The 26,296-nt window shown below is 64.8% G+C and carries 23 protein-coding genes and 1 tRNA gene; 11 read left to right on the plus strand and 13 right to left on the minus strand.

Annotation, left to right across the window (positions count from 1 at the left end; all coding sequences use genetic code 11):
• Nucleotides 1-29 precede the first annotated feature (29 nt).
• Both AC0L4C_RS01750 and AC0L4C_RS01755 read left to right on the plus strand, forming a co-directional pair.
• Nucleotides 30-1,991 carry an ABC transporter permease gene (locus AC0L4C_RS01750; protein WP_473401801.1) on the plus strand — a complete coding sequence of 654 codons (1,962 nt, stop codon included), beginning with the start codon at nucleotides 30-32 and terminating at the stop codon, nucleotides 1,989-1,991.
• 75 nt (nucleotides 1,992-2,066) lie between these two features.
• Nucleotides 2,067-3,416, plus strand: a complete 1,350-nt coding sequence (locus AC0L4C_RS01755) for an enolase C-terminal domain-like protein (protein WP_473401803.1) — start codon at nucleotides 2,067-2,069, stop codon at nucleotides 3,414-3,416.
• A gap of 12 nt (nucleotides 3,417-3,428) precedes the next feature.
• On the opposite strand, the gene AC0L4C_RS01760 is transcribed toward AC0L4C_RS01755, so the two are convergent.
• From AC0L4C_RS01760 to AC0L4C_RS01775, 4 genes are all read right to left on the minus strand, one after another.
• The gene (locus tag AC0L4C_RS01760; protein ID WP_473401804.1) at nucleotides 3,429-3,827 is read right to left on the minus strand and encodes a hypothetical protein; all 399 of its coding nucleotides are present in this window, start codon (nucleotides 3,825-3,827) and stop codon (nucleotides 3,429-3,431) included.
• 17 nt (nucleotides 3,828-3,844) lie between these two features.
• A complete protein-coding gene (locus AC0L4C_RS01765) occupies nucleotides 3,845-5,002 on the minus strand; it encodes a mandelate racemase/muconate lactonizing enzyme family protein (RefSeq protein ID WP_473401805.1) in 1,158 nt (385 codons plus the stop codon).
• Between the two features lie 131 nt (nucleotides 5,003-5,133).
• Complete coding sequence (locus tag AC0L4C_RS01770) at nucleotides 5,134-5,556, minus strand: hypothetical protein (protein ID WP_473401806.1); 423 nt, start codon at nucleotides 5,554-5,556, stop codon at nucleotides 5,134-5,136.
• Entirely contained in the window at nucleotides 5,549-6,223 is a 675-nt protein-coding gene (locus AC0L4C_RS01775; protein WP_473401807.1) for a dienelactone hydrolase family protein, read from the minus strand. Before AC0L4C_RS01775 ends, AC0L4C_RS01770 begins: the two co-directional genes overlap by 8 nt.
• Nucleotides 6,224-6,381: 158 nt before the next feature.
• Here AC0L4C_RS01775 and AC0L4C_RS01780 point away from each other — a divergent pair, with 158 nt between their 5' ends.
• A complete protein-coding gene (locus AC0L4C_RS01780; protein ID WP_473401808.1) occupies nucleotides 6,382-7,614 on the plus strand; it encodes an MFS transporter in 1,233 nt (410 codons plus the stop codon).
• 46 nt (nucleotides 7,615-7,660) lie between these two features.
• Here AC0L4C_RS01780 and AC0L4C_RS01785 read toward each other — a convergent pair whose 3' ends face one another.
• Nucleotides 7,661-8,860 (minus strand): mandelate racemase/muconate lactonizing enzyme family protein, encoded by a 1,200-nt coding sequence (locus AC0L4C_RS01785; protein WP_473401809.1) that lies wholly within the window; start codon nucleotides 8,858-8,860, stop codon nucleotides 7,661-7,663.
• Nucleotides 8,861-9,222: 362 nt separating this feature from the next.
• Here AC0L4C_RS01785 and AC0L4C_RS01790 point away from each other — a divergent pair, with 362 nt between their 5' ends.
• Together AC0L4C_RS01790 and AC0L4C_RS01795 are read left to right on the plus strand one after the other, a co-directional pair.
• The gene (locus tag AC0L4C_RS01790; RefSeq protein WP_473401810.1) at nucleotides 9,223-10,191 is read left to right on the plus strand and encodes a nucleoside hydrolase; all 969 of its coding nucleotides are present in this window, start codon (nucleotides 9,223-9,225) and stop codon (nucleotides 10,189-10,191) included.
• A gap of 110 nt (nucleotides 10,192-10,301) precedes the next feature.
• Nucleotides 10,302-10,378, plus strand: a tRNA-Arg gene (locus tag AC0L4C_RS01795).
• 89 nt (nucleotides 10,379-10,467) lie between these two features.
• Here AC0L4C_RS01795 and AC0L4C_RS01800 read toward each other — a convergent pair.
• Nucleotides 10,468-11,907 carry a sensor histidine kinase gene (locus tag AC0L4C_RS01800; protein WP_473401811.1) on the minus strand — a complete coding sequence of 480 codons (1,440 nt, stop codon included), beginning with the start codon at nucleotides 11,905-11,907 and terminating at the stop codon, nucleotides 10,468-10,470.
• Nucleotides 11,908-11,945: 38 nt separating this feature from the next.
• On the minus strand, nucleotides 11,946-13,376 hold the full coding sequence (locus AC0L4C_RS01805) for a dihydrolipoyl dehydrogenase family protein (protein ID WP_473401812.1): 1,431 nt from the start codon (nucleotides 13,374-13,376) through the stop codon (nucleotides 11,946-11,948).
• Between the two features lie 269 nt (nucleotides 13,377-13,645).
• Between AC0L4C_RS01805 and rpmH the strand changes: the two genes are divergently transcribed.
• The 4 genes from rpmH to yihA all read left to right on the plus strand — a co-directional run bounded on the left by rpmH (nucleotide 13,646) and on the right by yihA (nucleotide 16,832).
• Nucleotides 13,646-13,780 carry a 50S ribosomal protein L34 gene (gene rpmH, locus AC0L4C_RS01810; RefSeq protein WP_395818005.1) on the plus strand — a complete coding sequence of 45 codons (135 nt, stop codon included), beginning with the start codon at nucleotides 13,646-13,648 and terminating at the stop codon, nucleotides 13,778-13,780.
• A 14-nt stretch (nucleotides 13,781-13,794) separates the two neighbouring features.
• On the plus strand, nucleotides 13,795-14,151 hold the full coding sequence (gene rnpA / locus AC0L4C_RS01815; RefSeq protein WP_473401813.1) for a ribonuclease P protein component: 357 nt from the start codon (nucleotides 13,795-13,797) through the stop codon (nucleotides 14,149-14,151).
• Nucleotides 14,151-15,989, plus strand: coding sequence for a membrane protein insertase YidC (gene yidC, locus AC0L4C_RS01820; RefSeq protein ID WP_473401814.1), 1,839 nt, complete (start codon nucleotides 14,151-14,153; stop codon nucleotides 15,987-15,989). The genes rnpA and yidC overlap by 1 nt, the downstream gene beginning before the upstream one ends.
• Before the next feature lie 156 nt (nucleotides 15,990-16,145).
• On the plus strand, nucleotides 16,146-16,832 hold the full coding sequence (gene yihA, locus AC0L4C_RS01825; RefSeq protein ID WP_473401815.1) for a ribosome biogenesis GTP-binding protein YihA/YsxC: 687 nt from the start codon (nucleotides 16,146-16,148) through the stop codon (nucleotides 16,830-16,832).
• Nucleotides 16,833-16,862: 30 nt separating this feature from the next.
• Here yihA and AC0L4C_RS01830 read toward each other — a convergent pair whose 3' ends face one another.
• A complete protein-coding gene (locus AC0L4C_RS01830; protein WP_473401816.1) occupies nucleotides 16,863-17,576 on the minus strand; it encodes a glutamine amidotransferase-related protein in 714 nt (237 codons plus the stop codon).
• A gap of 140 nt (nucleotides 17,577-17,716) precedes the next feature.
• Between AC0L4C_RS01830 and AC0L4C_RS01835 the strand changes: the two genes are divergently transcribed.
• Nucleotides 17,717-20,326 (plus strand): PAS domain S-box protein, encoded by a 2,610-nt coding sequence (locus tag AC0L4C_RS01835; protein WP_473401817.1) that lies wholly within the window; start codon nucleotides 17,717-17,719, stop codon nucleotides 20,324-20,326.
• A gap of 16 nt (nucleotides 20,327-20,342) precedes the next feature.
• A complete protein-coding gene (locus AC0L4C_RS01840) occupies nucleotides 20,343-20,714 on the plus strand; it encodes a response regulator transcription factor (protein WP_473401818.1) in 372 nt (123 codons plus the stop codon).
• Between the two features lie 161 nt (nucleotides 20,715-20,875).
• On the opposite strand, the gene AC0L4C_RS01845 is transcribed toward AC0L4C_RS01840, so the two are convergent.
• The 5 genes from AC0L4C_RS01845 to AC0L4C_RS01865 all read right to left on the minus strand — a co-directional run bounded on the left by AC0L4C_RS01845 (nucleotide 20,876) and on the right by AC0L4C_RS01865 (nucleotide 26,294).
• The gene (locus AC0L4C_RS01845; RefSeq protein WP_473401819.1) at nucleotides 20,876-21,628 is read right to left on the minus strand and encodes an SDR family NAD(P)-dependent oxidoreductase; all 753 of its coding nucleotides are present in this window, start codon (nucleotides 21,626-21,628) and stop codon (nucleotides 20,876-20,878) included.
• Between the two features lie 118 nt (nucleotides 21,629-21,746).
• Nucleotides 21,747-22,745: a substrate-binding domain-containing protein gene (locus tag AC0L4C_RS01850; protein ID WP_473401821.1), complete on the minus strand. Its 999-nt coding sequence runs from the start codon at nucleotides 22,743-22,745 to the stop codon at nucleotides 21,747-21,749.
• Nucleotides 22,746-22,792: 47 nt separating this feature from the next.
• Nucleotides 22,793-23,791 (minus strand): ABC transporter permease, encoded by a 999-nt coding sequence (locus tag AC0L4C_RS01855; RefSeq protein ID WP_473401822.1) that lies wholly within the window; start codon nucleotides 23,789-23,791, stop codon nucleotides 22,793-22,795.
• Nucleotides 23,788-24,777: an ABC transporter permease gene (locus AC0L4C_RS01860; RefSeq protein ID WP_473401823.1), complete on the minus strand. Its 990-nt coding sequence runs from the start codon at nucleotides 24,775-24,777 to the stop codon at nucleotides 23,788-23,790. The genes AC0L4C_RS01855 and AC0L4C_RS01860 overlap by 4 nt, the downstream gene beginning before the upstream one ends.
• Nucleotides 24,774-26,294: a sugar ABC transporter ATP-binding protein gene (locus AC0L4C_RS01865; protein WP_473401824.1), complete on the minus strand. Its 1,521-nt coding sequence runs from the start codon at nucleotides 26,292-26,294 to the stop codon at nucleotides 24,774-24,776. Before AC0L4C_RS01865 ends, AC0L4C_RS01860 begins: the two co-directional genes overlap by 4 nt.
• Nucleotides 26,295-26,296: the final 2 nt, after the last annotated feature.

Genomic DNA, 26,296 nt, shown 5'->3' on the forward strand with positions numbered 1-26,296 from the left:
GCCCTCCAGCAGCTTCATGAGGACATTCTATGGTTGATCAAGCCCACCCAACTCCCACCGTCGAGCGAACCATGCGGCCCATGTCGTTGTCGCGGCGGGTGCGGGGCGTTCTCGGGCGCGACTGGCGGATCGCCTACCTGTTCGTGCTGCCCATGGTCCTGCTCATGGCAGGCCTGATCTTCTGGCCGTTCATCAGCGCCATCCTGATGTCGACGACGACGTTCAACTTCCTGACCGGCGCGACAAACGATGTCGGGCTGCGCAACTTTGAGCGCCTCTACACCAACTCGGACTACCTGCTGTCGCTGTCGAACACGATCAACTTCACCTTCTGGTCGCTGCTGATCAAGTTCGTCACGGGCATGACCATCGCTATGATCCTCAATTCCAAGTTGCCGTGGCGCAACCTGTTGTCGGCGATCATGCTGCTGCCATGGATCGTGCCGGAGATCGTGACGGCGCTGGCCTGGAAGTCGATCTACGACCCCCTGTTCGGTGGCCTGAACCCGATCCTGCAGGGCCTCGGCATCATCGAGCAGCCGCTCGGCTGGCTGTCGGACGCCAATATGGCGCTGGGCAGTGTCATTGCCGTGAACGTCTGGAAGGGCATTCCGTTCTTCACCCTGCTGCTGCTCGCCGGCCTCAAGGCCATCGATACCGAGCTCTATGAATCGGCTGAAGTCGATGGTGCCAATTCGGTGCAGCGCTTCCGCTACATCACACTGCCCGGCATGCGCTACGTCATCCTCGTGGTGTTGCTGCTGTCGTTCATCTCGACCTTCAACCAGTTCGGCCTGATCTTCCTGATGACCGGCGGCGGACCGAGCGGCGCGACCCGTCTCTACTCGATCCTCGCCTACGAAAAGGCCATCGGCTCGCTGCAATACGGTCCCGGTAGTGCGATTGCGCTCAGCGTCGCGCCGCTCATGGCCTTCCTGATCTATCTGCTCTCCAAGTACATGCGGCACGACGAGCGTTCGGCCGGCGTCGAGAAGAAGCGGTTCAACCTGGCCATCGGCAAGTTCTTCGGCGCCCTGTGGACGCTGTTCATGGACATCATCTTCTGGCCGTTCACGATGCTCAACCGTGGCTTCGAAAGGCTGGCTTTGGTCATCCGCCAGCGCGTGACCGGCAAGTCGCACAAACCGGTGTTCAAGCCGGAAGGGCGCGAAAAGATGGGGATCGGAGTCCGTATCCTGATCCTGCTGCCGATCCTGGTGTTCGTGCTGTTCCCGTTCTACTGGGTGATCATCACCTCGTTCAAGACGACCACCCAGATCAGCCAGCGCGAGTCCATCTTCTGGCCGAGCCCGGCCACCTTCAGCCAGTACCAGGAACTGGTCTTCAACTCGCCGTTCCTCGTCTGGCTCGGCAACTCGGTCCTGATCGCGGCCCTGAGCACCATCATTTCGGTGACCATCGCCGCGCTCGCCGCCTATGCCCTGACCCGACTGAAGTTCCTCGGTGCGGGCCTGCTGACCACAGCGATCCTGATCACCTATCTGCTGCCGGGTACGCTGATCTTCATTCCGCTCTATCAGACACTGAGCGATCTGGGGCTCATCAACAGCTATGGCGCGCTGCTGACCACCTACCCCACCTTCCTCGTCCCCTTCGCTACCTGGGTGCTGATCGGCTATTTCCGCTCGATCCCGGTGGAACTCGAGGAAGCGGCGATGATCGACGGGGCGAGCCGGCTCTACGCCTTCGTGCGGATCACCCTGCCGCTGGCGGCGCCGGCTCTGCTTTCGGTGGCGCTCTTCGCCTTCACCAATGCGTGGAACGAGTTCCTCTTCGCCTTCGTGTTCATCACGTCGGAATCGCTGCGGACGCTGCCGATCGGTCTGCAGTCGATGGTGGTGGGCGACATCCTGCCATGGGGTGAACTGATGGCGGCGTCGCTGCTGACGGCCATCCCGGTGGCGATCCTCTACATGTATGCCCAGCGCTTCCTCGTCGGCGGCCTGACCGTCGGCGCCGTGAAGGGCTAAGGCATCACGACAGGCCGGGCGGACATGGTTCGCCCGGCCTTTTTCTTTCCCCGAAATCAATGGAGACCTTGCGGGATGACCACACAGCGTCAGGGCCTCTCGGCCTCCCCCGTCGTCACTGGCATGCGCGTCGTGCCGGTCGCCGGACAGGACAGCATGCTGCTCAACCTGAGCGGCGCGCATGGCCCGCTGTTTACCCGCAACATCGTGCTGCTCACCGACAGCCTCGGGCATACCGGGCTAGGCGAAGTGCCGGGCGGCGAGGCGATTGCCCGCACCATCGAGGACGCCTGGGCGCTGCTCGAGGGACAGCCGATCTCGAGCTACCGTTCGCTGCTGCGCCAGGTCGGCGCCACGTTTGCGGCACGGGATGCCGGCGGACGCGGCCTGCAGACCTATGACGAGCGCGTCACCATCCACGCCGTGGCGGCGCTCGAATGCGCCCTGCTCGATCTGCTCGGGCAGTTCCTCGAGGTGCCGATGGCCGAACTGCTCGGCGACGGGCAGCAGCGCGATCGCGTCGAGATGCTGGGCTATCTGTTCTATGTCGGCGACGGGGCGCGGACACCGCTGAACTACCGCACGCCGGCCGCCGGCAGCGATGACTGGATGCGGCTGCGCGATGCACCCGCTCTCGACGCCGCCGCCGTGGTGCGCCTCGCCGAGGCAGCAGAGGCCAAATACGGCTTTCGCGACTTCAAGCTCAAGGGTGGCGTGCTGGCCGGCGAGGTGGAAGCCGAGGCCATCGTGGCGCTGCACGAGCGATTTCCCGAGGCGCGGCTGACGATTGATCCCAATGGCGGCTGGTCGCTGGCCGAGGCAGTCAAGGTGTGCACCAGCCTCAAGCCGATCCTCGCCTATGCCGAGGACCCCTGCGGGGCCGAGGCCGGGTTCTCCGGCCGCGAAGTGCTGGCCGAATTCCGGCTGCGCACCGGGCTCAAGGTCGCCACCAACATGATTGCCACCGACTGGCGGCAGATGGGCCACGCGCTCAGCCTGGGCAGCGTCGATATTCCGCTGGCCGATCCGCATTTCTGGACGCCGCGCGGCTCGATCGACGTGGCCAAGCTCTGCGACCGCTGGGGCCTGACCTGGGGTTCGCATTCGAACAACCATTTCGACATATCGCTGGCGATGTTTACCCAGGTCGGCGCCGCCGCGCCCGGCGCCATCACGGCGCTCGATACGCACTGGATCTGGCAGGACGGGCAGCGACTGAGCAAGGCGCCGCCGGTCATTGCCGATGGCCACGTGACGGTGCCGGAACGGCCGGGCCTCGGTGTGGAGATCGATGAGACAGCGCTGGAGGCAGCGCACCAGCTCTATCGCACGCTGCCGGCCGGCAGCCGCAACGACGCGGCGGCCATGCAGTACCTGATCCCGGGCTGGAGCTTTGACGCCAAGCGCCCGGCACTGGTGCGGTAGGAAGCGGTCGGGTTAGACCGACGTTATCGGAAGATACTCCACCTTACCGTCAATGAGTTCTTCCACGGCCACTGCCCGACCACTCCAGAAGCGGAGCGTCCAGAGTTCTTTGTTCGACTTGACCGCGAGTTCCGAGTCGAGGTCGTAAAGTGGGGTATGCTGGACAAAGTCGCCGTCTCGGACTGTGAGGATCAGTATCTTGTCGGCGAGCAGAGCGGCTGTCACGTCATCCGCGATGGCCTCATCAGTTCGGCCGCGCCTCTCCAGCATGTCCGGGTGCATGTGCCAGGGCAACCCCTCGAAGCCCATGGCTATGGTCGAGGACGTACCCTCGGCATATCGCTCGACGAACCAAGTCAAAGACCCGTCTTCGGTGACATGACGGTGCAGCAACTGCGCTTCTTCCGTCATGCCACCTCCGATAGGCCTCACTCGAACCAGGTGGTGCCCGGATACTGGTGCGCCTTGGCGACCTCTTCGTTGAGCTCGAGGCCGATGCCCGGACGGTCGGTCATCTTGATGCAGCCGTTCTGGATGATCTCGCCGCCGTCAGTCGCCGTCCGCCAGTAATCGAGCCGGCCGAACCAGTGGTACTCGAGGATGAGGAAGTTCGGCACCGTGGCGCAGACATGGGCCGAGGCCATGGTGCCGATCGGCGACGACACGTTGTGCGGCGCGAACGGGACCGAATAGACATCGGCCATCTCGGCGATCTTCCGGCACTCGGAGAGGCCGCCGCACTTGGGGATATCGGGCATGATGATATCGAGCGCCTGCTTCTCGAACACCTCGCGGAAGCCGTGGCGCAGATACAGGTTCTCGCCGCCGCAGATCGGGGTCGAGGTCGAGCGGGTGATCTCGGCCATGACGCCGACATTCTCGGGCGGGATCGGCTCTTCGAGCCACATCAGCTGCAGGTGCTCGAGGTCCTTGGCGAGACGGATGGCCGAGTGCTTGTCGAGCCGCGTATGCACGTCGCAGGCGACGTCCACGTCCTTGCCGGCGGCCTTCACCACCATTTCGGCCAGCTGCACCATGCGGTCATGCTCCCACTTGTTGGGAGTCATGTTGAAGCTGTCCTTCACATACCACTCGGTCTCGGAGCCGGTATGGCCGTAGGCGCGAATATCAAGGTCGACCTTGAGCGCGGTGAAGCCGGCCTCAAGCACCTCGTCGACGACGGCCTGCACCTCGTCCATGTTCATGCCCGGCGAAACTTCGCAGTCGCAATAGACACGAATATCGTCGCGGAACTTGCCGCCCATCAGTTCATAGATCGGCACCTCGAGGGCCTTGCCCTTGAGATCCCAGAGGGCGATCTCGATGCCGGTCAGCGCGGTGATCAGCGCGCCGGCGAAGCCGCCTTCGAACACCAGGCTGCGGCGGATGCCTTCGAACAGCGCATCGATGGCGAACGGATCCTTGCCGATCAGCCGCTTCTCGAGCTCCTTGACGATCGCGATGGCCTGGTGGCCACCATGCACGCATTCGCCCAGCCCGGTCACGCCGGCATCTGTCTCGATCTTGACCCAGAGCTGCATGGTGTGGCCGGTGCTGGCGGCCGTTTTGACCGATGTGATCTTCATGTATTCCCCTCGCTTGGAAAGCGCCGGTTTGCATCCTCTTTCCGGCGTCGGCGGCACGTTAGCGTTCCGGCAGCCCGTTGACCATAGTTCAAAAGTGCGATGTTGATGTTCAAATCCGAACTGTGCCTATTCTAGCCGGGTAGCGCCGCGACGGCCTCCGCCAGCAGGTCGTGGGCATCGCGCCGGCTGCCGTCCGAAAAGGCGACGCGGACGCGCTGCACGGTATGGTCGTTGTAGAGGCTCACCATGAAATCCTGCACCTCGAGCTGGCCGTAATCGGCGAGCGGGACGGCGACCGACTCGACGACCAGTTGCGGGCCATCGGGCCGCATGGCGCAGAGATCGAGAACCGCGCGCAGCGCCGGTGAGCCGCGCTTCAGCGCCCGCCGAAAGGCGAGGATGTCGTCCGCCCCGGTATCGGCAGCGAACAGCCGGTCGACATGCGCGTCGACCAGCAGGGCGACAAGCATGGCGCGCCGCCGCGACAGCGGCGCGGCCTGCGCCGCCGCCAGTGCGGCAGCGATGGCGGCGCGGTGGGCCTCGAGGTCAGGCAAGGTGCTTGTTGAAGAAATCCAGCGTGCGGGCCGAGGCCTTCTTGCAGGCTGCCTCGTCGAAGTTGGATGGTCGTTCGCTGTTGCAGAAGCCGTGATCGCCCTCGTAGACATAGATGCCGACGTCGGGGTGGCGGGCCTGCAGTTCTTCCACCTGGTCGAGCGGAATGCCCTTGTCCTTGTCGCCATAGTGCATTTCCAGCGGGATCTTGGGCGCCAGATCTATATAGCCGGGGATGCCGCCGCCATAATAGCCGGAGGCGGCGCTCAGCCCGAGGCCGTGATGGGCGGCAACCCAGCTGATGCGGCCGCCGAAGCAGTAGCCGGTGATGCCGACCTTGCCGGCCTCGGCAGCGGCCTTGACCGCGACCTCGACGTCGAGCAGCGCCGTGGCGTGGTCGAACTTCTTCATCATCTCGCCGATGATGACGAACTGGTCGGGACCGTAATTGTCGCTCTCGTAGCCGTAGTCGATGCGGTCGAACATGGCCGGCGCGACGGCCAGGTAGCCGTGGCGGGCCCAGCGGTCGACGACGCTGCGGATCCAGGTATTGAGACCCCACACCTCCTGGATGACCACGACGCCACCGCGCGGCGTGCCTTCGGGCGCGGCGCGGTAGGCGTTGAGGCTGAATCCGTCCGACGCCGTCAATTTGATGCGTTCGCCCATGTCATCCTCCATTGTGTTGTTGGTTCAACGCACAGCATAATCGAAAGGCGTCGGCCACGTCCAAAGACAATCGTTCCTGAGTCTGACAGGGACGTGACCGCCTCCCCTGCCCGCTCCCGTCCGGGATCACCAGCGAGCATCCGCGACATGAGGATAATATGGCTGCCGAAGAGCCCGTGCTGATCGACACGTCCCTGCTCCGTCACAATCGATCCTATCGGCATTTCATCTCGTCGCGCGTGCTGTCGTCGCTGGCGTTCAATGGCGCGACGGTGGCCATCGGCTGGCTGGTCTACGACCAGACCAACAGCGCCCTGGCGCTGGGGCTGGTGGGGCTGATCCAGTTCCTGCCGGTGCTGCTGCTGACCTTCGTGGTCGGCCACGTCGCCGATCGCTACGACCGGCGCCGCATCGGGCTGATCTGCCAGGTGGTGGAAGCGCTCACCGTCGGGGTGATGGCGATCGGCCTCTGGCAGGGCTGGCTCGACACCACTGGCGTCTTCATCGCCGTGGCGGTGATGGGCTGCGCCATCGCCTTCGAGCGGCCGACAATGGCGGCGTTGCTGCCGGGCATCGTGCCGCCGGCCGCGCTGCAGCACGCGATTGCGACATCGACCTCGTTCATGCAGGCCTCGATCATTATCGGGCCGGCACTGGGCGGGCTGCTCTACGGGCTCGGGCCGGTGGCGCCGTTTGCGGCGGCGGCGCTGTTTTTTGCCGGCGCGGGGTTCAACGTCATGCGCATCCAGCGGCCCAACCCGCGGACGTCGCGCGAGCCGCTGACGCTGAAATCGGCCTTTGCCGGCGTGGCCTTTATCCGCAGCCGGCCGGTGATCCTCGGGACGCTGTCGCTGGACCTGTTCGCGGTGCTGCTGGGCAGCATCACCTCGCTGCTGCCGATCTTTGCCCGCGACATCCTGGAGGCCGGGCCGTGGGCCCTCGGCTTCCTGCGGGCGGCGCCGGCGGTCGGGGCGCTGATGATGTCGATCTGGCTGGCGCGCTACCGGCTGGAGCGCAATGTCGGCGTGACCATGCTGGCGGCGGTCGCCGTGTTCGGCCTGGCGACCATCGTCTTTGCGCTCTCGACCAATATCGTGCTGTCGGTGCTGATGCTGGTGGTGCTCGGCGCTTCCGACACGGTCAGCATCGTCATCCGCAGTTCGCTGGTACAGCTACTGACGCCAGATGAGATGCGCGGCCGGGTCAATGCGGTCAACTCGCTGTTCATCGGCGCGTCGAACCAGCTCGGCGATTTCGAGTCGGGAATGATGGCGGCGCTGCTGGGGCCGGTGGGGGCCGGCCTCGTCGGCGGCATCGGCACGCTGGCCATCGTGGGGATCTGGGCCTGGCGGTTCCCGGCGCTGCGCAAGGTGCAGACGCTGTCGGGCTGAGGCCGGAAAGACTGAAGGGGCGGCATTGCCGCCCCCTCTGCAGGACTTAGTCGAAGAAGTCAGCGTCGCCTTCGGTCAGGTACTTCCTGGCCTTTTCCGGGATCAGGTTGACGCCCATGCCCGGACGATCCGGCACCTCGATCAGGCCGCCCTTGACCGGCATGCCGTCAAAACCCTCGGTGATGTCGTACCAGAACGGCTCGAAGCGGGCCGGGTACTCGAAGGCAAGGAAGTTGTCGGGCAGCGTTGCCGACATCTGAATCAATGCGCCAAGGCCGAGAATGCCGTTGGCCGTGCCATGCGGCGCCACGGCGATGCCGTGCAGGTCGGCATGCTCGGCGATCCACTTGAGCTCGGCGATGCCGCCGACGTCACAGGGATCGGGACCGATGACATTGACCGCGTGGCTTTCGATCAACTGCTTGTAGTTCTGGCGCAGGTAGATCTGCTCGCCGGTATGGATCGGCGTGGTGGTGGCGCGGGTAACCTCGCGGTAGACGTCCGGATTGACGTAAGGCGAGTAGTCGCCGGTGATCATGTCCTCGATCCAGAGCAGGTGCAGCGGCTCGAGAGCCTTGGCAAAGCGCAGGGCATCGTGGGCGAGATAGCCCGGGCCGGCATCGACGGCCAGGTTGTAGCCGGGGCCGAGGGCCTCGCGGGCGGCGGTGACGCAGGCGACCAGGTGGTCGAAGCCTTCCTTGGTCATCAAGCCCTTGTGCGGATAGGGATAGGGCGCGTCGTTCTGCACCTCGCCATAGAAGAAGTCCGGGAAGTCACGGACCATGGACGAGTGGAACGAGGTGGGCAGCTTGAACATGGTGAAGCCGCCGGGCAGCGACTTGCCGTATTCGGCCCACTTGCGATAGTCGTCCGGCGTATGGCCGACCTTGAGCTCGCCCTGGTAGAGGGTGCGATAGGTGCGCACATGGTCGCGCACCTTGCCGCCGAGCAAGCGATGCACCGGCACATTGGCGGCCTTGCCGGCAATATCCCAGAGGGCGTGCTCGATGGCGCTGACGGCGGCACCGAAGGGCTTGAAGCCGCCGCGCACGCGGATACGGCGCATGACCCGCTCCACATTGCGGGGATCCTGGCCGACGATCCAGTCCTTGAGCTGCAGCACGATGGGCTGCATGTAGGGCTTGGGCGTCTCGATCTGGCTCCAGCCAGTGATGCCTTCGTCCGTCGTGATCCGGATCACGGGGCTGCTTGCGATGACGGCGCACTTGATGTCCGTGATCTTCATAGGTGGGGATCCTCCTCAAAATCCTGCCGGCAAGTTGACTTGCCGCGTCTCTATAGCTGCTTTTGTGCGTCCGCTTGAATGCGCCTAATGGGTAAGGCGATGGCACGAACGCCAGTGAATACCGGCGGACCTTAGTGGACTTCCAGCGCCGTGAGCAGCCCCTAAGTGGCGCTCCAGGCAGGGAATTTGTCGACTTCCGGCAGGTTTTCGCATTTGCGCCTGTTCCTATTTGAATATCCTGGATTTCTCGTGTGGACAGCTCGCGGAGGTCGAAAGAAAAGACGGCATGAGCGGATGCGGACGCTGGCAAGTGGCGGCCGAGCGGCTACAACTGGCGGCATTGGCCTCGATGGAGCGACCGAATGGCGCAGCAGAAAATTGTCTTCGACACCGACCCGGGCATTGATGATGCCATGGCGCTGCTGTTGCTGGCGCGGCACCCGGATGTCGACCTGATCGGCGTGACCACGGTGTTCGGCAATGCCGATATCGAAACGGCGACACGCAACGCGCTCTATCTCAAGGACCGGTTCGGTCTTGCGGCACCAGTGGCGCGCGGCGCCGGCAAGCCGCTGCAGGGCGAACCCGACGCGCCGCCCGACTTCGTGCACGGCCAGAACGGCCTGGGCAATATCGCCCTGCCCGAGCAGTTGAACGCCACGGTCGATCCGCGGCCGGCGCATCAGCTGATCATCGATCTGGTACGGGCCGACCCCGGCGAGGTCACCATTGTCGCGGTGGGCCGGATGACCAATCTGGCGCAGGCGCTCGCCGCAGCCCCGGACATTGCCGGTCTGGTCAGGCAGATCGTGGTGATGGGCGGGGCGTTCGGTTTTAACGGACATACCGGCAATGTGACGCCCGTAGCCGAAGCCAATATCATCGGCGATGCGCCGGCGGCCGATATCGTCTTCGGCGCGACCTGGCCGATCACCATTGTCGGGCTGGACGTGACGCAGCAGACCATCATGACCGATGCCTATCTGGAAGAGCTTGCCAAGGACGGTGGCGCCGATGGCGTCTTCATCCGCAAGCTCTCGGCCTTCTACCAGGCGTTTCACCGGCAGTCGGCCGGCCTCGACGGGTTCTTCGTGCACGATTCCAGCGCCGTGGCCTTCGCCCTGCATCCGGAGTTCTTCACCACACGACGGGCCAGCCTGCGGGTGGTGCCGGACGGCATTGCCAAGGGCCAGACGATCGCCGCGCTGGAAGGCAAGACCTACCCGCCGGGGGCCTGGGACGGCCGGCCGCTGCAGCAGATCTGCGTCGGGGTGGACTCCGCAAAGCTCCTTGCCTTCTATCGCGACACCATCCTGAACGCCGCGGGCTGAAGCGCCGGACAGAGGGGGCGTGAGGGCGGCGCGAGGTTTCCCCGTACGGCGCCATTTTTGGGGTTGTGGAAGCGCGCGTCTGCTCATATATAGCGCGTCGTAATGGCTGCGGACTCGTAGCTCAGCTGGATAGAGCAACGGACTACGAATCCGTAGGTCGGGCGTTCGAATCGCTCCGAGTCCGCCATTACCCCCCTCGCATTGCAGGCTGTGTTCGCTGCGCCCTCGGGCGCCGCAGCGCTTGCTTGCGTCCGATATCGGCCGAACACGACCGGCTTATGACAGCCGCAGTTCGGCGGGCAGGATGACATCAAAGCGGGTGCCGGCGGGCTGATCGACAAAGGCCAGACGGCCGCCATGGGCCTCGGCGATCTCGCGGGCGATGGCCAGTCCGAGGCCGGTGCCGCCAGACCTCGCCGACCCTTCGAAGGCCACGAACAGGTTTTCACGGGCCCGCGGCGGCAGGCCGGGGCCATTGTCGGAAATGCTGGTGATGATCTCACCGGCCGCCTCCGAATAGCGCGCCGTGACGGCAGGGTACTGGATTTCGTCCTTGCGCGATTCCAGCGCCTCGCGGGCGTTCTTCATCAGGTTGATGAACACCCGGGCGAACTGGTCGGGGTCCGCCTTGATGATCACACCCTCCGGCACCTCGTTGTGCAGCTTGACCACCGGATGGCCGGCAAGACCGGCGTCGAAGGCTGCCTCGTCGACCAGCGCCCTGAGGCCGACCGGCACCGGCACCGGCGGGGTGTTGGACTGCCGGCCATAATCGAGCACCGACTGGGCAAAGCCGATGGCGCGGTCGATGGAATGAACCAGCCGTGGCGCCAGGCGCTGCACCTTGGGATCATCGAGAGTGGCCACCTGGTCGGACAGCAGTTGCGCCGAGGTCAGGGTGTTGCGCAGATCGTGGTTGATCTTGGCGACCGCCAGCCCGAGATCGGCCAGGTGCCGGCGCTGGCGCAGCAGGGTGAAGATCTCGGTTTGCATGGCCGAGAGTTCGTGCTCGAGAATACCGAGCTCGTCGCGCCGCCTGGGATTGGCGGCGACGATCAGTGCCGCGTTCTCCGGCGCCTTGCGATAGCCCAGCACGCTTTCCGACAGCCGGCGGATCGGGTGGATCAGGATTCTCGAGACGAAGAGATAGAGCACGACCGCCGTCATCAGGGCGACGATCAGCGAGATGACGAAAGTGTTGCGCGAATAGATCAGCAGTTCGAGCCGCAAGGGCTGCTCGGGCATCAGCACCTCGACAAGGCTCTGGCTGTCGTCGGTGGCGTCGCCCTCGCCGATGATGCGGATGGTGCGGTCGCCACCCATCAGCAGGGTGTCGAGGACGCCGGCGATGACTGTGACCGGGTCGCGCACGCGCATGTCGATGGTCACGGCGACGCGCGGCATGGGCGCCTGCTCCAGCTCGAGCAGCTGGCTCTGCCCTTCGCGGCGATAGACGATGGCGGTGGCGCCGGCCGAGTTCAGCAGCCGGTCGGTGAGTTCACGGGGCAGCGCCAGGACATCGGGCACGGCATCAAGGACGCGTGCGGCTACAATGCCGACGCGCAGGCGGTCCTCGAGCCAGGACATGCGGAAATTGGCGGCGGATGGCAGATAGATGATGACTTCGACCACGAGGATCACGAAAATGATCGTGGCGATGATCTTGACCGACAACCCGGAAAAGGGTCCCGGCATCGCGCGTGGTACAGTTGCCATTGGCCAGTAACTAGCGAAAAAACCGAACCGCAACAAGCTCAGGGCAAGTAACGGACGAGCTCTGCAAGGCGCCGTAGCAGCGGATTGCTGCCCAGTCCGCGGTGAAATTCGAGACCGAGGCGACGGGCGATCTCGGCATAGGTCGGGTAGGGCGCGACAAAGTCCATCAGGTGGCGGGCCGACAGGCCCCGTGACATGGCCAGCGAAAACAGCGCGATCAGTTCCCCTGCCCCGTTGCCGACGATAGCGGCGCCGAGAATCCTGCCGGTCTTGTCGGTGATCAGCTTGGCGGTGCCGTAAGTATTGCGATCGGCGCGGGCGCGGTCGTTTTCACCGAACGACCAGCGGGTGACGACGATGCCGGATTTCGATTTCGCCGCCGCCTCGGTCAGGCCGACCTGGGCGATCTCCGGATCGCAATAGGTCACCTGCGGGATGAGCCGGGACTGCTGCCGATAGGGGATGCCGAAGAGCACGGTGCGGGCGATGCGTTCGCCCTGCAGCGCGGCCAGATGGGTCGAGGGTGGCCCGCCGGCGGCGGCGCCGACCGCGAAGATACGGCGGTTGCTGGTGCGGAGCCCCGGCGTCAGCTGCAGCCGCGTCGGATCGGTCCTGCTGCGGCGGACGCGGGCCTTGTCGAGGTCGAGGCCATCGATATTGGGCACCCGGCCGGTCGCCACCAGAATATGGGAGACGTCGAGAACCTCTTCGGCCTCGCCGGTGCGGATGGCGACGCCGATGCCCATCGAGCGGGCGAGAATGTCGGTCACCTGCGTCTGCGGGCGGATATCGACGCCGTCCTCGCGCATGCGGCGGAGGGCCACCTCGGCCAGTTCCGGATCGGCATCGGCCAGCGGCCGGTCGGCCTCGACGACGGTGACGAGGCTGCCCAGCCGGGCATAGGACTGGGCAATCTCCAGCCCCAGCGCGCCGCCGCCGATGATCACCAGATGGCTGAGCTTGCGGGTATTGTCGAAGATCGTCTCGGTGGTGAAATAGGGCACCGTCTCGAGGCCAGGGATGGCCGGAACGACGGCCCGTGCGCCGGTGGCCAGCACGAAGCGGCGGGCGCGGACCAGGGTTTCGCCGGCGCTCAGGGTGCGGGCATCGACAAAGCGCGCCTCGGCCTGCAGTACATCGATGCCGAGTGCCTTCAGACGGGCTTCGGCGTCGCGCGGCGCGATCTCGGCAATCACCTGGTCGAGATGGTCATGGACGCGGCGGGCATTGATCCTGGGGTCTTCGGCGGCGATGCCGAAAGCGGCGCCACTGCGCATCGCCTGAGCATGGGCCGCCGCGGCGCGCAGCGCCTTGGACGGCACGGCACCGGCGTTCAGGCTCGACCCGCCGAGCTTGCCCGCCTCGATCAGCAGGACCGAGGCGCCGAAGGTGGCGGCAACTTCTGCGGCTGCCAAGCCACCGGCGCCCGCCCCGATGACGCAAAGGTCGGGTGTTAGGATGTCAGCCATGAAAAAAACCGTCCGGTGCCCGCAACGTGCCCCACTTGCCGACCTCCTTAGCAAAGGCGGGCCGCCGGCAATAGGCCGAAGGCGGCGAGCGCACGGTTTTGTCGGGGAAATTGCGCACATCGGAGCGGCCGCGGCGCGTTGACTTGGCGGTTCGTTTTCCCTATAAGCCCGCCCAACCTGCCCAGACGTCCGGGAACCCCGGAAATCTGCGGTAAACATCTTGCGCAAGCTTTGATCCAGAGGAACCGCGCCCGGCGTGGTCTGATGTTATGAAACGTACATTCCAGCCGAGCAATCTTGTGCGGACCCGCCGTCACGGCTTCCGTGCCCGTATGGCGACCAAGAACGGCCGTAAAATCCTGAATATGCGCCGCGCTCTGGGCCGCAAGAAGCTGTCGGCCTAAGGGCCGCCTGCCGCATGCAGATGTTGCGGCAACTTCGCAAGAGGGCCGAGTTCACAAGGGCCGCCCGGGGCAATCGCGCCGGGCGCTCTGCTTTTTCGCTGCAGGCCATTGCCAGTGCAGGGGAAATGCCGGGAATTGGCTACACGGTGACCAAGAAGACGGGCAATTCGCCGCAGCGCAACCGCATCAAGCGTCGCTTGCGTGCTGCCGCGAGGGCTTGCGCCGCCCAATTCCAGCCCCAACATGATTACGTGCTTGTAGGCCGGCGCGAAGCGCTGGGCGAGAAGTTCGACAAGCTTGTGCGCGACCTTTCATCCTCCATCGTCAAAGTCCACGCCAGCAGGGCCGATAGCCCCCGGAAGCCGAAATAATGCAGAGCGACAATAACCGGAATATGATCCTTGCCATCGTCCTGAGCGTGGTTGTGCTCTTTGGCTGGCAGTTTTTCGTGGCCGGTCCGCAGCTCGAGCAGGCGCAGAAGCGGGCGGAACTGCAGGTGCAGGAGCGTGCAGCCGCCGATGCGGCGCTCAATGCCCCCACCGTCGACGGCCAGACGGCCAGTCCGGTCGTCAACAATGGCGTGACGCAGGCTTTTGCCGACCGCGCCTCGGCCCTGGCGGCGACGCCGCGGGTCAAGATCGAGACCGCCAATGCGCTCTCGGGGTCGATCAACCTGATCGGCGGCCGCCTCGATGACCTGCAGCTCAAGCGCTATCACGAGACCGTCGACAAGACCTCGCCCATCATCACGCTGCTGATCCCCGATGGCGCGCCGAACGGCTATTTCATCGAACAGGGCTGGACCGCCGCGGCCGGCGGCACGGCCAAGCTGCCCGACGCCAAGTCCGTGTGGACCGTCGACAGCGACAACCAGACGCTCACCGAAAACACGCCGGTCAGTATTGCCTGGGACAATGGCGAAGGCCTCGTCTTCCACCGCACCTTCGCGGTCGATGCCAACTACCTGTTCACCGTCACGCAGACGATCGACAACAACAGCAGCACGCCGGTTGTCCTCTTCCCCTATGCCAAGGTGGTGCGCCAGGGCACGCCGCATGTGCAGAATTTCTTCATCCAGCACGAGGGCCCGCTGGGCGTGCTGGGATCGAACAATCTGATCTCGAAGAAATACACGGACATGCAGAACGACAAGCTGCTCAAGTTCGAAAACACCAGCGGCTGGGTGGGCTATACCGACAAGTACTGGGCTACGGCGATCATTGCCGAGCCGAGCGCGCCGCTCAATGCCACCTTCTATCACTCCAAGCCGGCCGGCACCGATATCTACCAGTCGAGCTTTGTCGAGACGACGCCGGTCGTGGTGGCCGCCGGGGCCAGCGCCGAAAACAAGAGCTACGTTTTCGCCGGCGCCAAGGAAACGCACATCATCGACTCCTACGATCGCGATTACGGCTTTGACCGGCTGGAACTGATGATCGACTGGGGCTGGCTGCACTTCATCACGAGGCCGATGTTCGACCTGCTGCAGTTCCTCTACGGCATTGTCGGCAATTTCGGCATCGCCATCCTCGCCGTGACGGTCATCGTCAAGGCGCTGTTCTTCCCGCTCGCCAATCGCTCCTACAAGTCGATGGCCGCGATGCGGCGCGTGCAGCCGGAAATGAAGTCGATCCAGGAACGCTTCAAGGACGATCGCGCGCAGCAGCAGCAGGCGATGATGGAGCTCTACAAGAAGGAAAAGATCAATCCGCTCAGCGGTTGCTGGCCGGTGCTGATCCAGATCCCGGTGTTCTTCTCGCTCTATACCGTCATCTTCATCAGCCTCGAGATGCGGCATGCGCCGTTCTTCGGCTGGATCCAGGATCTGGCAGCGCCCGACCCCACCAATATCTTCACGCTGTTCGGCCTGATCCCGTGGGATCCGACGGTCATCCCGGTGCTGGGCGGCCTGCTGCACCTGGGCATCTGGCCGGTGATCATGGGCATCACCATGTGGGTGCAGATGAAGCTCAATCCGCCGCCGCCCGATCCGACGCAGGCGATGATCTTCGGCTTCATGCCGATCATCTTCACCTTCATGCTCGGCACCTTCCCGGCCGGCCTCGTGATCTACTGGGCCTGGAACAATGCCCTGTCGGTGACGCAGCAGTATTTCATCATGAAGCGCCACGGCGCCGAGGTGAACCTGCTGGGCAATATCGTCAGCAGCTTCAAGCGCAAGCCGGCGCCGGACAAGCCGGCGAGCTGAGGCCAGCCACCGCACGTGATTTGCGAGGCTCCTTCGGGAGCCTCGTTTGTTTTGAGGATGCCGTCGGTCTCTCGCTACCCTCCCTCAAGGGGGAGGGGAACGACGACTGCAGCATGGGGGCTTCCCCTCCGACGCCCCCTCCCCTATTGAAGCCTCATGACCGACGACCTGCCCAACCAAGACCTGCCCGACGACGATCTGCCCCAGTCGGACCTCGACCTCGAGGCCGGACGGCTGATGTTTGCCCGCCCCTTCGTGTTCGTGAAAGGCTGCGTGCGGATCTCCGACCTGCCGCCCGCGGACCGGGTCGAAGTGGCCTTTGCCGGCCGCTCCAATGTCGGCAAGTCGTCGCTGATCAACTCGCTGACCGGGCGGGTGAGCCTGGCACGGACGTCCAACACCCCGGGGCGGACGCAGGAACTCAATATCTTCGAGGCCGAGAATTCACCCCTGCGGATCGTCGACATGCCGGGTTACGGCTTTGCCCAGGCGCCCAAGGACAAGGTCGAGGCCTGGACCAAGCTGATCCACTCCTATCTCACCGGCCGCCCGAACCTGCGGCGCGTCTATGTGCTCGTCGATGGCCGGCACGGCCCCAAGGCCAACGACCTGACGGTAATGAACGAACTCGACAAGTCGGCGGTGAGCTATCAGGTGGTGCTGACCAAGGGCGACAAGCTGCTGGCGCGCGATCTCGACAAGATCATCGCCGCCACCAAGTCGGCCATCGCCAAGCGCCCGGCCGCGCATCCCGAGCTGATCGTCACCTCGAGCGAGACCAAGTTCGGCATCGACACGCTGCGGGCCGAGATTGCCCGCATCGTCGAGATGTCCGGCATCTAGGCTCTGCTCCCGGCCGCAAGGTGCCGGCGGTCAGGACCGGCTCTGGCCGAGAAACGCTGCGAGATAACCCGCCACTTCGGTGCTGTCGGAGGCCGTGTCCAGCGATGCGGTTGCGGCGTCCACCACCGCATCCGGAACCTTGCCGCGGCGCAGCTCGGCAAGGGCGCGGGTGTAGTCGTCGTCGAACTCGGGGTGCGGCTGCAGGCTGATGGCGGCGCCGTTGCGATAGACCAGCCCGGCATTGGGGGTGAAGCCGGAGGCCAGGAACACCTCGGCGTCGTCCGGTGGCACGATCACCTGGTCCTGGTGGCTGCAGGCAATGCGCAGGGCCGGCGCGGTGGTGTCGAAGGCTGCCGGGCGAGCGGTGAGATCATAGGTGTGCCGCCCCAGTCCCCAGCCCTTGTCGGATTTGCGCACATCGCCGCCCAGCGCATCGGCCATGATCTGGTGGCCAAAGCAGATGCCGAGCATCGGCGTCTTGCTGGCATAGGCCGCCCGGATGAAGTCCCGCAGCGGCTCGATCCAGTCGTAGCTGTCATAGACGCCGGCAGCCGAGCCGGTGATCAGGATGCCCTCAAGTGCGGCAACATCGGGAAACGGCGCCCCCTCGTGGACAGGGATGGTCTCATAGTCGAAGGCCGATCCGGCGCGGGCGAACATGCGTTCGAACATGGCCGGGTAGGACCGGAAGCGGTCGGCCAAGGGAAGCGGGACACCGCCGGTCTGGATGATGGAAAGCTTCATGATGGCGCCAGATTTGGGGCAGTCGGGAACGCTTGGCAAGCCACGTCCAACGCAAACGAGATATGTAAATGCGTCAGGCGCACTTTTTCTGGAGCCTTTTTCACGCCCGCGCGTTATGGGCCCAATCAGGGGGATTTCCATTGCATCTTGACGCCGCTACACGGCATGGGTTTCTGCAGGGCGGCGGCAAGCTGGGCGAACTCATCGCAGCGTTTGACTGGTCGGGCACCTCGCTTGGCCCGATCGACGGCTGGTGCGCTGCAATCCGGACGACCCTCAGCATCATTCTCCGCTCGCCCTTGCCGATGTGCACCCTGTGGGGTCCGGACGGCATCATGATCTATAACGAGGCCTATGCCGGCGTGGCGGGGGCCCGCCACCCGGCGCTGCTGGGCAGCAAGGTGCTCGAGGGCTGGCCGGAAGTGGCCGATTTCAACGCCGTGGTGCTTGACGTGGTGCTGGCCGGCGGCACCCTCGAATACAAGGATCAGGCGCTGACGCTCAATCGCAACGGCGCTCCCGAGCAGCTCTGGTTCGATCTCGACTATTCACCGATCACCGACGACAGCGGCGCGCCGATCGGCGTCATCGCCATTGTGGTGGAGACCACCGAAAAAGTGCAGGCCGAGCGCTGGCTGGCCGGCGAAAGCGACCGGCTCCGGCAGATGTTCCAGCAGGCGCCGAGCTTTATTGCCATGTTGCGCGGCCCCGACCACGTCTTCGAAATGACCAACGATGCCTATCTGCAGCTGATCGGGCATCGCGACATCGTCGGCATGCCGGTACTGGAGGCACTGCCGGAAATCGCCGGCCAGGGCTTTGTCGAGTTGCTCGACGAGGTCTATGCCAGCGGCAAGCCCTATATCGGCCGCGGACTGAAGGCCTTCCTGCAGCGAACGGCCGGCAGCCCGCTGGAGGAGCGCTTCGTCGATTTCATCTATCAGCCGGTGCGCGATCCCGGCGGCGAGGTCGTCGGCATCTTTGTCGAGGGCGCCGACGTCACCGAGGAAGTGCTGGCGACGCAGGCCGTCCGCGACAGCGAATCGAAATTCCGGCTGTTTGCCGAGGCCATGCCCAATCACGTCTGGGCCGCGCCGCCGAACGGCCTGCTCGACTGGTTCAACAGCCGGATCTACGAGTACTCGGGGGTCGAGCCGGGGGCGCTGGACGGCAACAACTGGGCGAGCATCGTCCATCCCGACGATCTGCCTGCCGCCGCCGCGGCCTGGGTTGGTTCCGTGGAGAGCGGCGACCCGTACGAGATGGAATTCCGCATCCGTCGCCATGACGGCGTCTACCGCTGGTTCCTGATCCGTGCCGAATGCATCCGCGACGAGCACGGCAAGGTGGTGCGCTGGATCGGCACCAATACAGATATCGACGACCACCGGCGGATCGTGCGGGAACTGGCCGAAAGCCAGACGCGCCTGCAACTGGCCATCGAGGCCGGGCAGCTGGCCGTGTGGGACCTCGACACGGTCAGCCGCGTCATCACCCCCTCGGCCGCGCTTAACCGGCTCTTCGGCTTTCCCGAGGACTCCCATCCGGATTTCGAGGACTATCAGTCGCGCTATGCGCCGGGCGAGGTCGAGAGACTGGCGCAAATGGGCGCTGAAATGCAGGCCGACGGCCGCTCGGAGTTCGAAGCCGAGGCCCAGCTGCTCTGGCCCGACGGATCGGAGCACTGGGTGCTCATTCGCGCCGAGGCGGTCGACGGGGGCCGGCGCGCCATCGGCGTGGTGATCGATATTACCGAGCGCGTGCGCACCGAGCGGCGGTTGAAGGAGAGCGAGCGTCGCTTCCGGCTGTCGCAGAATGCCGCCGGCATTGCCTCGCTGGAGCTCGATATCGAAAGCGGCACGGTTATCGGCTCGGATCATTTCTGGGAAATCTGGGGCCTCAGCCAGCGCGACAGCATCCATATCAGCGAGCTCGAGAACATCGTGGTGCCCGAGCATCGCAATGTCCGCTCGACCGAAGAGACGCGGCGGAACGGCCAGGCCGTGCCCAGCGTCGAGTACCGCATTCGCCGCCCCGATACGGGCGAGGTGCGCTGGCTGTCGCGGCATATCGAGTTCGTGCACGACGCCGCCGGCAAGCCGGTCAAGATGTTCGGCATCATGCAGGACATCACCGACCGCAAGGAAGCCGAGGGACGGCAGGCCATGCTGACCCACGAGCTCGAGCACCGGATCAAGAACATCCTGGCCATGGTTTCGGCGATTGCGTCGCAGACCCTGCGCAATGGCGACCTCGAGACGGCAGCGGCGCATTTCGGCGAACGGCTGCGGGCGCTGTCGAATGCACACGATATTTTGACGCGGACCAAATGGACGGCGGCCGCGCTGGGCGAAGTGGTGCGATCGGCCATCACGCCGCTGCCGGCGGAGCGCATCGACATCACCGGACCCGACGTGGCGCTCGGTCCCAAGATGGCGCTGTCGCTGGCCCTGGCGATCAACGAGCTGGGCACAAATGCCCTGAAATACGGGGCATTGTCAGGCGAAAGCGGGCGTGTCGCCATCGAATGGAACGTGGATCGCAGCGGTGACCAGCCGCAGCTGACCTGGCGCTGGACGGAACGCGGCGGACCGCCGGTGGAAGCGCCGGCGCGGCGGGGCTTCGGGCGATTCCTGATCGAACGGGTGCTGGCCGCCGATTTTCAGGGAAAGGTAGGCATCGAATACCTTCCTGAAGGAGTTGAGGTCATACTGAGCGCTCCGGAACCCACCCGGCCGACGCCGAACTGACAGATTGAGTACCGATATGCCACTGCCACAGACCACTCCGACCGTGCTCGTCGTCGAAGACGAGGCACTCCTGCTGTTCTCGATTTCAGACGAGCTCAAGCAGGAGGGTTTTGAGGTGCTGGAGGCGACCAATGCGGACGATGCGGTGACACTGCTGTCGGCACATCCGGAAATCACGATCATGTTCACCGATATCGACATGCCCGGCTCGATGGATGGCCTGAAGCTCTCGGCGGTGGTGCGCGACCGCTGGCCGCCGGTGCACGTCATCGTCACCTCGGGCAAGCAACGCCCGACTCGCGACATGATGCCCGACGACGGGCTGTTCCTGCCCAAGCCCTACACCACGGCCGGCGTCGTCGCCGCCATCGCCGCGGTCATCCACTAGACTCAGCCAGGTCCGGTCCGGCCAAAAAATGGCCCCGCCACAGGGGACGGGGCCAACTGGAGATCTTCACCAGCGCAAGTCTGCCGGAGGGACGGGTGGGCTAGCAATCCCCTCTCTAAAAGGTGAGCGGTGTGACAGCCGGCCGGTCCGTTGTCGTGCCTCTAGTAGGTGGCGCGGCCACCCGAGAGATCGAACACCGAAGCGGTGGTGAAGGAATTTTCCGCGGTGGCCAGCCAGCAGATCATCGACGCCGCCTCGCTCAGCTCGAGCATGCGCCCGCGCGGGATCTTGCCCAGGATCATCTTGAGGAATTCGGGTTCCTGGCTCATCGCCATGGTGGTCTTGGCGACCGCCGGGGTGACGGCGTTGACGGCGATATCATATTTGGCCAGTTCCTTGCCCAGCGACTTGGTCAGCGCGATGACGCCGGCCTTGGTGGCGGAATAGGCCGGGGCGTTGGGATTGCCTTCCTTTCCGGCCACCGAGCTCAGGTTGACGATGCGGCCATAGCCCTTTTCGATCATGTGCGGCACCACGGCGCGGCAGACGTAGAAGGTGCCGACCAGCCCGATATGGACGACGTCCTCGAAGGCCTGCGGCGGATATTCCCAGGTCGGCGCATTGGGGCCGACAATGGCGGCGTTGTTGACGAGAATGTCGATCTTGCCGAAGCGGTCGAGCACGGCCTGCACTGCGCCGTTGACCGAGGCCATGTCGCCGATATCGGCATGGACTGCCAGCACCTTGCCGTCTCTGCCGTACTTCGCGTCGAGCGCATCGAGCAAAGCCTGGTCGCGATCCCAGATGGCGACCGAGCCGCCATGCTCGAGCATGCGCTCGGCGACGGTCAGGCCGATGCCCTGGCCACCGCCGGTGATGATGGCGACGCGATTGTCGAAGTCATAGCTGTTCATGGACATGTGCACCTGTGTGTGAGCCTGGGATGGCGCGTCGGCGCCGCGCGGGCGGACCGCTCATACAAAAGGGGCGCCGGCCAGTTCGGTCGGCGCCCCGGTCGAGAGTGGTTCGAGCCTAGAAGTCGAAGTCGTCGATATTGGCCGCGTCGAACGTGGTCAGCTCGGCCTGGGTGTTGATCGAGTTGTTCTCGTTGATGGTGACGGTGCCCAGATCGGGGACCTCGAAGGAGGCGCCGACTTCATTCTTGATCGAGCCGTCGAGCACGCCGAGAGCGAAATGCACGGCCAGCCAGCCTTCATTGTAGGGCGACCAGAGCTGGAAGGCCGAAACCGTGCCGTCCTTGATGAAGTCGCGCATTTCGCTGGGCAGGCCGAGACCGGTGACATGCACCTTGTCGGCGATGCCACGCGACTGCACCACCTGGGCGGCGGCGGCGATGCCGACGGTGGTCGGTGCGATGACGCCCTTCAGGTTGGGGTAGTTGGAGAGCAGCGCTTCCATTTCCGTGGTCGACTTCTCGGGCTGGTCGTCGCCGTAGACGGTGGCGACCAGGCTCATCTTGGCGTATTTCGGATCGGACTTGAGCGTCTCGTTCATGCCCACGATCCACTTGTTCTGGTCGGGAGCTTCAGTGGTGGCCGACAGGATGGCGATCTCGCCCTCATAGCCGATGAGCGAGCCGACCATCTCGACCTGGTCGCGGCCGACGATGTCGAAGTTCACCGGCAGGATGGTGGCGTCGCGATGGCTTTCATTGCCGGTCAGGTCGCCGTTGACGGTGAGCACGAGAATGCCCTTGGCGCGGGCGTCGTCGAGCACCTGGTTGAGAGCATCGGGGCTGTTGGGCGCGATGCCGATGACGTTCACGCCGCGCTGGATCTGCGCCTCGATGAACGGAATCTGCGACGTGGCTTCGGCCGTGGCCGGAGCGACAAACTCGAACTCGCAGCCCTTGGCTTCACAGGCATCCTCGAAGCCGCCGGTAATGCTGTCGAAATAGGGGTTGCCGGTGTTCTTGCCGATATAGACGATCTTGACCGGATCGGCGGCAATGGCGGTGGTCGCGAAAGCGAGGCCGGCCGCCAGGCCGAGCACTAGGGACTTTTTCAGCATGCGTTCCTCCTGGTGTGATGCCGGTTGGTACCCGGCGGACTTGCCCGTCACCTCTGGGTGCGGGAATAGATCAGATTGGTGGCGATGATCGAGACGACCAGCAGGACGCCCAGCACCACCAGCTGGACGGCCGGCAGAACGTTGGCGACGGTCATGCCGGTCGAAACGATGACCAGCAGCCAGGCCGCCAGAAAAGTGCCGAGAATGGTGCCGCGGCCGCCGAAGATATAGGTGCCGCCCAGCATGGCCATGAGCACCATCTGCAGCTCGCCGCCGAGCCCGAGATCGTAGCGGACCGAGCCGAGGCGCGAGGCGGTCATCAGGCCGGCGATCGCACTCACCACCCCCATGAGCAGGAACAGCAGCATCTTGATGCGCCGCGAGCGGATGCCGGCGTGCCGCGCTGCCACCTCATTGGTGCCGACCTGATAGATCTGGCGGCCGAAAATGGTCATGCCGAGCACCACGCCGAGCACGATCGAGGCGATGATGAAAATCACCACCGGCAAGGGGATGCCGAAGATCATGATGGTGTTGATGCCGATGAAATAGTCGGGCACGCGGATCGACTTGTCGCCGGCAATGACCTGCGCCAGGCCGCGATAGAGCGTCAGCGTGCCGATGGTGACGATGATCGAGGGGATCTGCAGGCGAATGACCATGATGCCGTTGAGCAGGCCCATCAGCAGGCCGGCGCCCAGACCGATGGCGATCGCCACAGGCATGGACACGCCGGCATCCAGCACCAGCGCAAACAGGCTGGCCGACAGCGCCATGTTGGCGGCCGGCGACAGGTCGATCTCGCCGGCGATGATCACCATGGTGAGCACCAGCGCGACGATGGCGAACTCGGCCGAGAGGGTGAAGCTGCGCAGGATGTAGGCGACGTCGAGGAAATAGGGCGACAGCAGGCTGGCGCCGAACACGGCCAGGATCAGCAGCGTGAACGTCATGGCCTCGGGACGGATGAAGATCACCTGCCAGAGTGGACGCGCCGGCGCGGATTCGCGGCCGCGCGCCGCCGTGGCATTGTCGAGCGCGCTCATGGTCGTGCCCTCGAAGAGAGACTGGCTATTCCCTGCTGCCGCACGGTGCGGTCGATCAGCAGGGCGATGAGGATGACGGCGCCATAGATGGCGTTCTGCGTGGTGCCCGGAATGCCGAGCAGAGGCAGCGCCGCCGAGACGCAGCCCAGCAGCAGCACGCCGAGCACGGTGCCCAGCACGGTACCGACGCCACCGTTGATCGAGACGCCGCCGATGACCACGGCAGCAATCACCTGGAACTCGAAACCGGCGCCGGTATTGGACGGGTTCACGAAGCCCCAGCGGCTCGCATACATGATGCCGGCGAGACCCGAGAGCGCACCGGAAATGGTGAACACCAGCAGCGTCACCTTGGTGACGTCGATGCCGCGCAGCGGTGCGGCCACCGGGTTCGAGCCGATGGCGAAGATCTGCCGGCCGACCCGGGTGTGCATGACAAAGATATAGGTCAGCAGGGCGACGCCGAAGGCGATGAAGATGATCCACGGAATGCCGAAGATCGGCGAGGTCTGCGACATCGACTTGAGCGCCGATGGCACATATTGCCGGTCGATCTGCTTGGCATTGGAGACGATGTAGGTGAGGCCGCGATAGAGGTTGAGCGTGCCCAGCGTGACGATGATGGCGGGCAGCTTGAACACCGTCACCAGCACGCCGTTGAGCAGACCCAGACCGGCGCCGACGCCGATCGAGAGGGCAAAGCCGAGCGGCCACCAGATCTCGGGATAGAACTTGAACATCATGCCGGTGACCATGGCGGAGAAACCCAGCATCGAGCCGATGGACAGGTCGACATGGCGCGCCACCAGCACCAGCATCTGGCCCATAGCACCGATCATGATCAGCGGCGTGAGCAGCAGGATGATGCGCAGGCTGTCGAGGGTCAGGAACTGCGGCTTCTGCGTGCCGACGGCGAGGCAGAACAGCACGATCATCACCAGGATGCCGGACTCGCGCCGCAAGAGGATCGAACGTAGGGCGCTCATGCGGCCACTCCTTCAAAGGTGGCCGTACGCGGCACGGCGGCACTCATGATCTTTTCCTGCGTCGCCTCGGCTCGCGGGATGTCGGCGGTCAGGCGGCCTTCCGACATCACCAGGATGCGGTCGCAGAGGGCCAGCAGCTCGGGCAGTTCCGACGAGATGAGGAGGATGGCGCGACCGGATGCGGCGAGTTCGCCGATCATGTCGTAGAACTCGGCCTTGACGCCGATATCGATGCCGCGGGTCGGCTCGTCGAGAATGAGCACGTCCGGATCGGTCAGCAGCCAGCGGGCAAGGATCGCCTTCTGCTGGTTGCCGCCCGAGAGCTCGCCGATGGGCTGGCGCAGCGATGCCAGGCGGATGCTGAGACGGCGCACGGAGTCCGAGGCCAGCGCCCTCTCGACGGCGCGGCGGATGAAGCCGGCGGGCGCAATGCGGCGCGGCACGGCCGCGGTGATGTTCTCCTCGACCGAGAGCGAGCGGAAGATGCCGGCCACGGCGCGATCCTCAGGGACGAAGGCGAGGCCAAGCGCGATGGCCTGCGACGGGTCCTCGATGCTGACGGTCGTGCCGTTGATCGCGATGCTGCCAGTCGCCGCGGGGGCGACGCCGAACAGGGCGCGCGCCACGTCGGTACGACCGGCGCCGACAAGGCCGCCAAGGCCGACGATCTCGCCTTTCCAGACTTCGAAACTGATGTCCTGGAAGACGCCAGGCAGGGTCAGGCCCTCGACCTTGAGGGCGACGTCGCCGATCTCGCTGGTGCCCTTGTGCAGGTATTCGGTGAACTCGCGGCCGATCATCAGCCGGATGATGTCGGCATCGCTGAGATTGGCGATGGTGTCGGTGGTGACCTTGTCGCCGTCGCGGAAGATGGTGACGCGGTCGCAGAGCGCGCGCACCTCTTCCAGCCGATGCGAAATGAAGACGATGGTGCGGCCTTCGTCGCGCAGGCGGCGGGCAATACCGAACAGCGTATCCACTTCCTTGGGGGTCAGCGGCGCGGTCGGCTCATCCATGATGATGAGCTTGCTGTCCGAGGCGAGCGCGCGGGCGATCTCGACCATCTGCTGGTCGGCAATCGACAGGCCCCGCATCGGCCGGGTAACGTCGATCCGGACGCCGAGCAGGTCCATCAGGGCGCGCGCGTCGCGCGTCATTTTCGACCACGGCACGCGGGCCAGCCAGCCGGCATCGCCGCGGCCGAGGACCAGGTTTTCGGCGACCGACAGGTCGGGGAAGGAAATCGGTTCTTGGTGGATGAGCGTCACGCCCAGCTTCTGGGCAGCGATCGGGCTGGCGATCTCCACCTGCTTGCCATTGAGGCTGATGCTGCCGCGCGTCGGGCGATGCACGCCGGCGAGGATCTTGGCAAAGGTCGACTTGCCGGCGCCGTTCTCGCCGAGCAGGGCGTGAATCTCTCCGGGCATCAGGTCGAGATCGACATCGCGCAGCACATCGACAGTGCCGAACTGCTTGCCGATACCGCGAGCGCTGATGAGCGGAGCCGTGTCGGTCATGG

Source organism: Devosia sp. J20-27, from assembly GCF_055808595.1.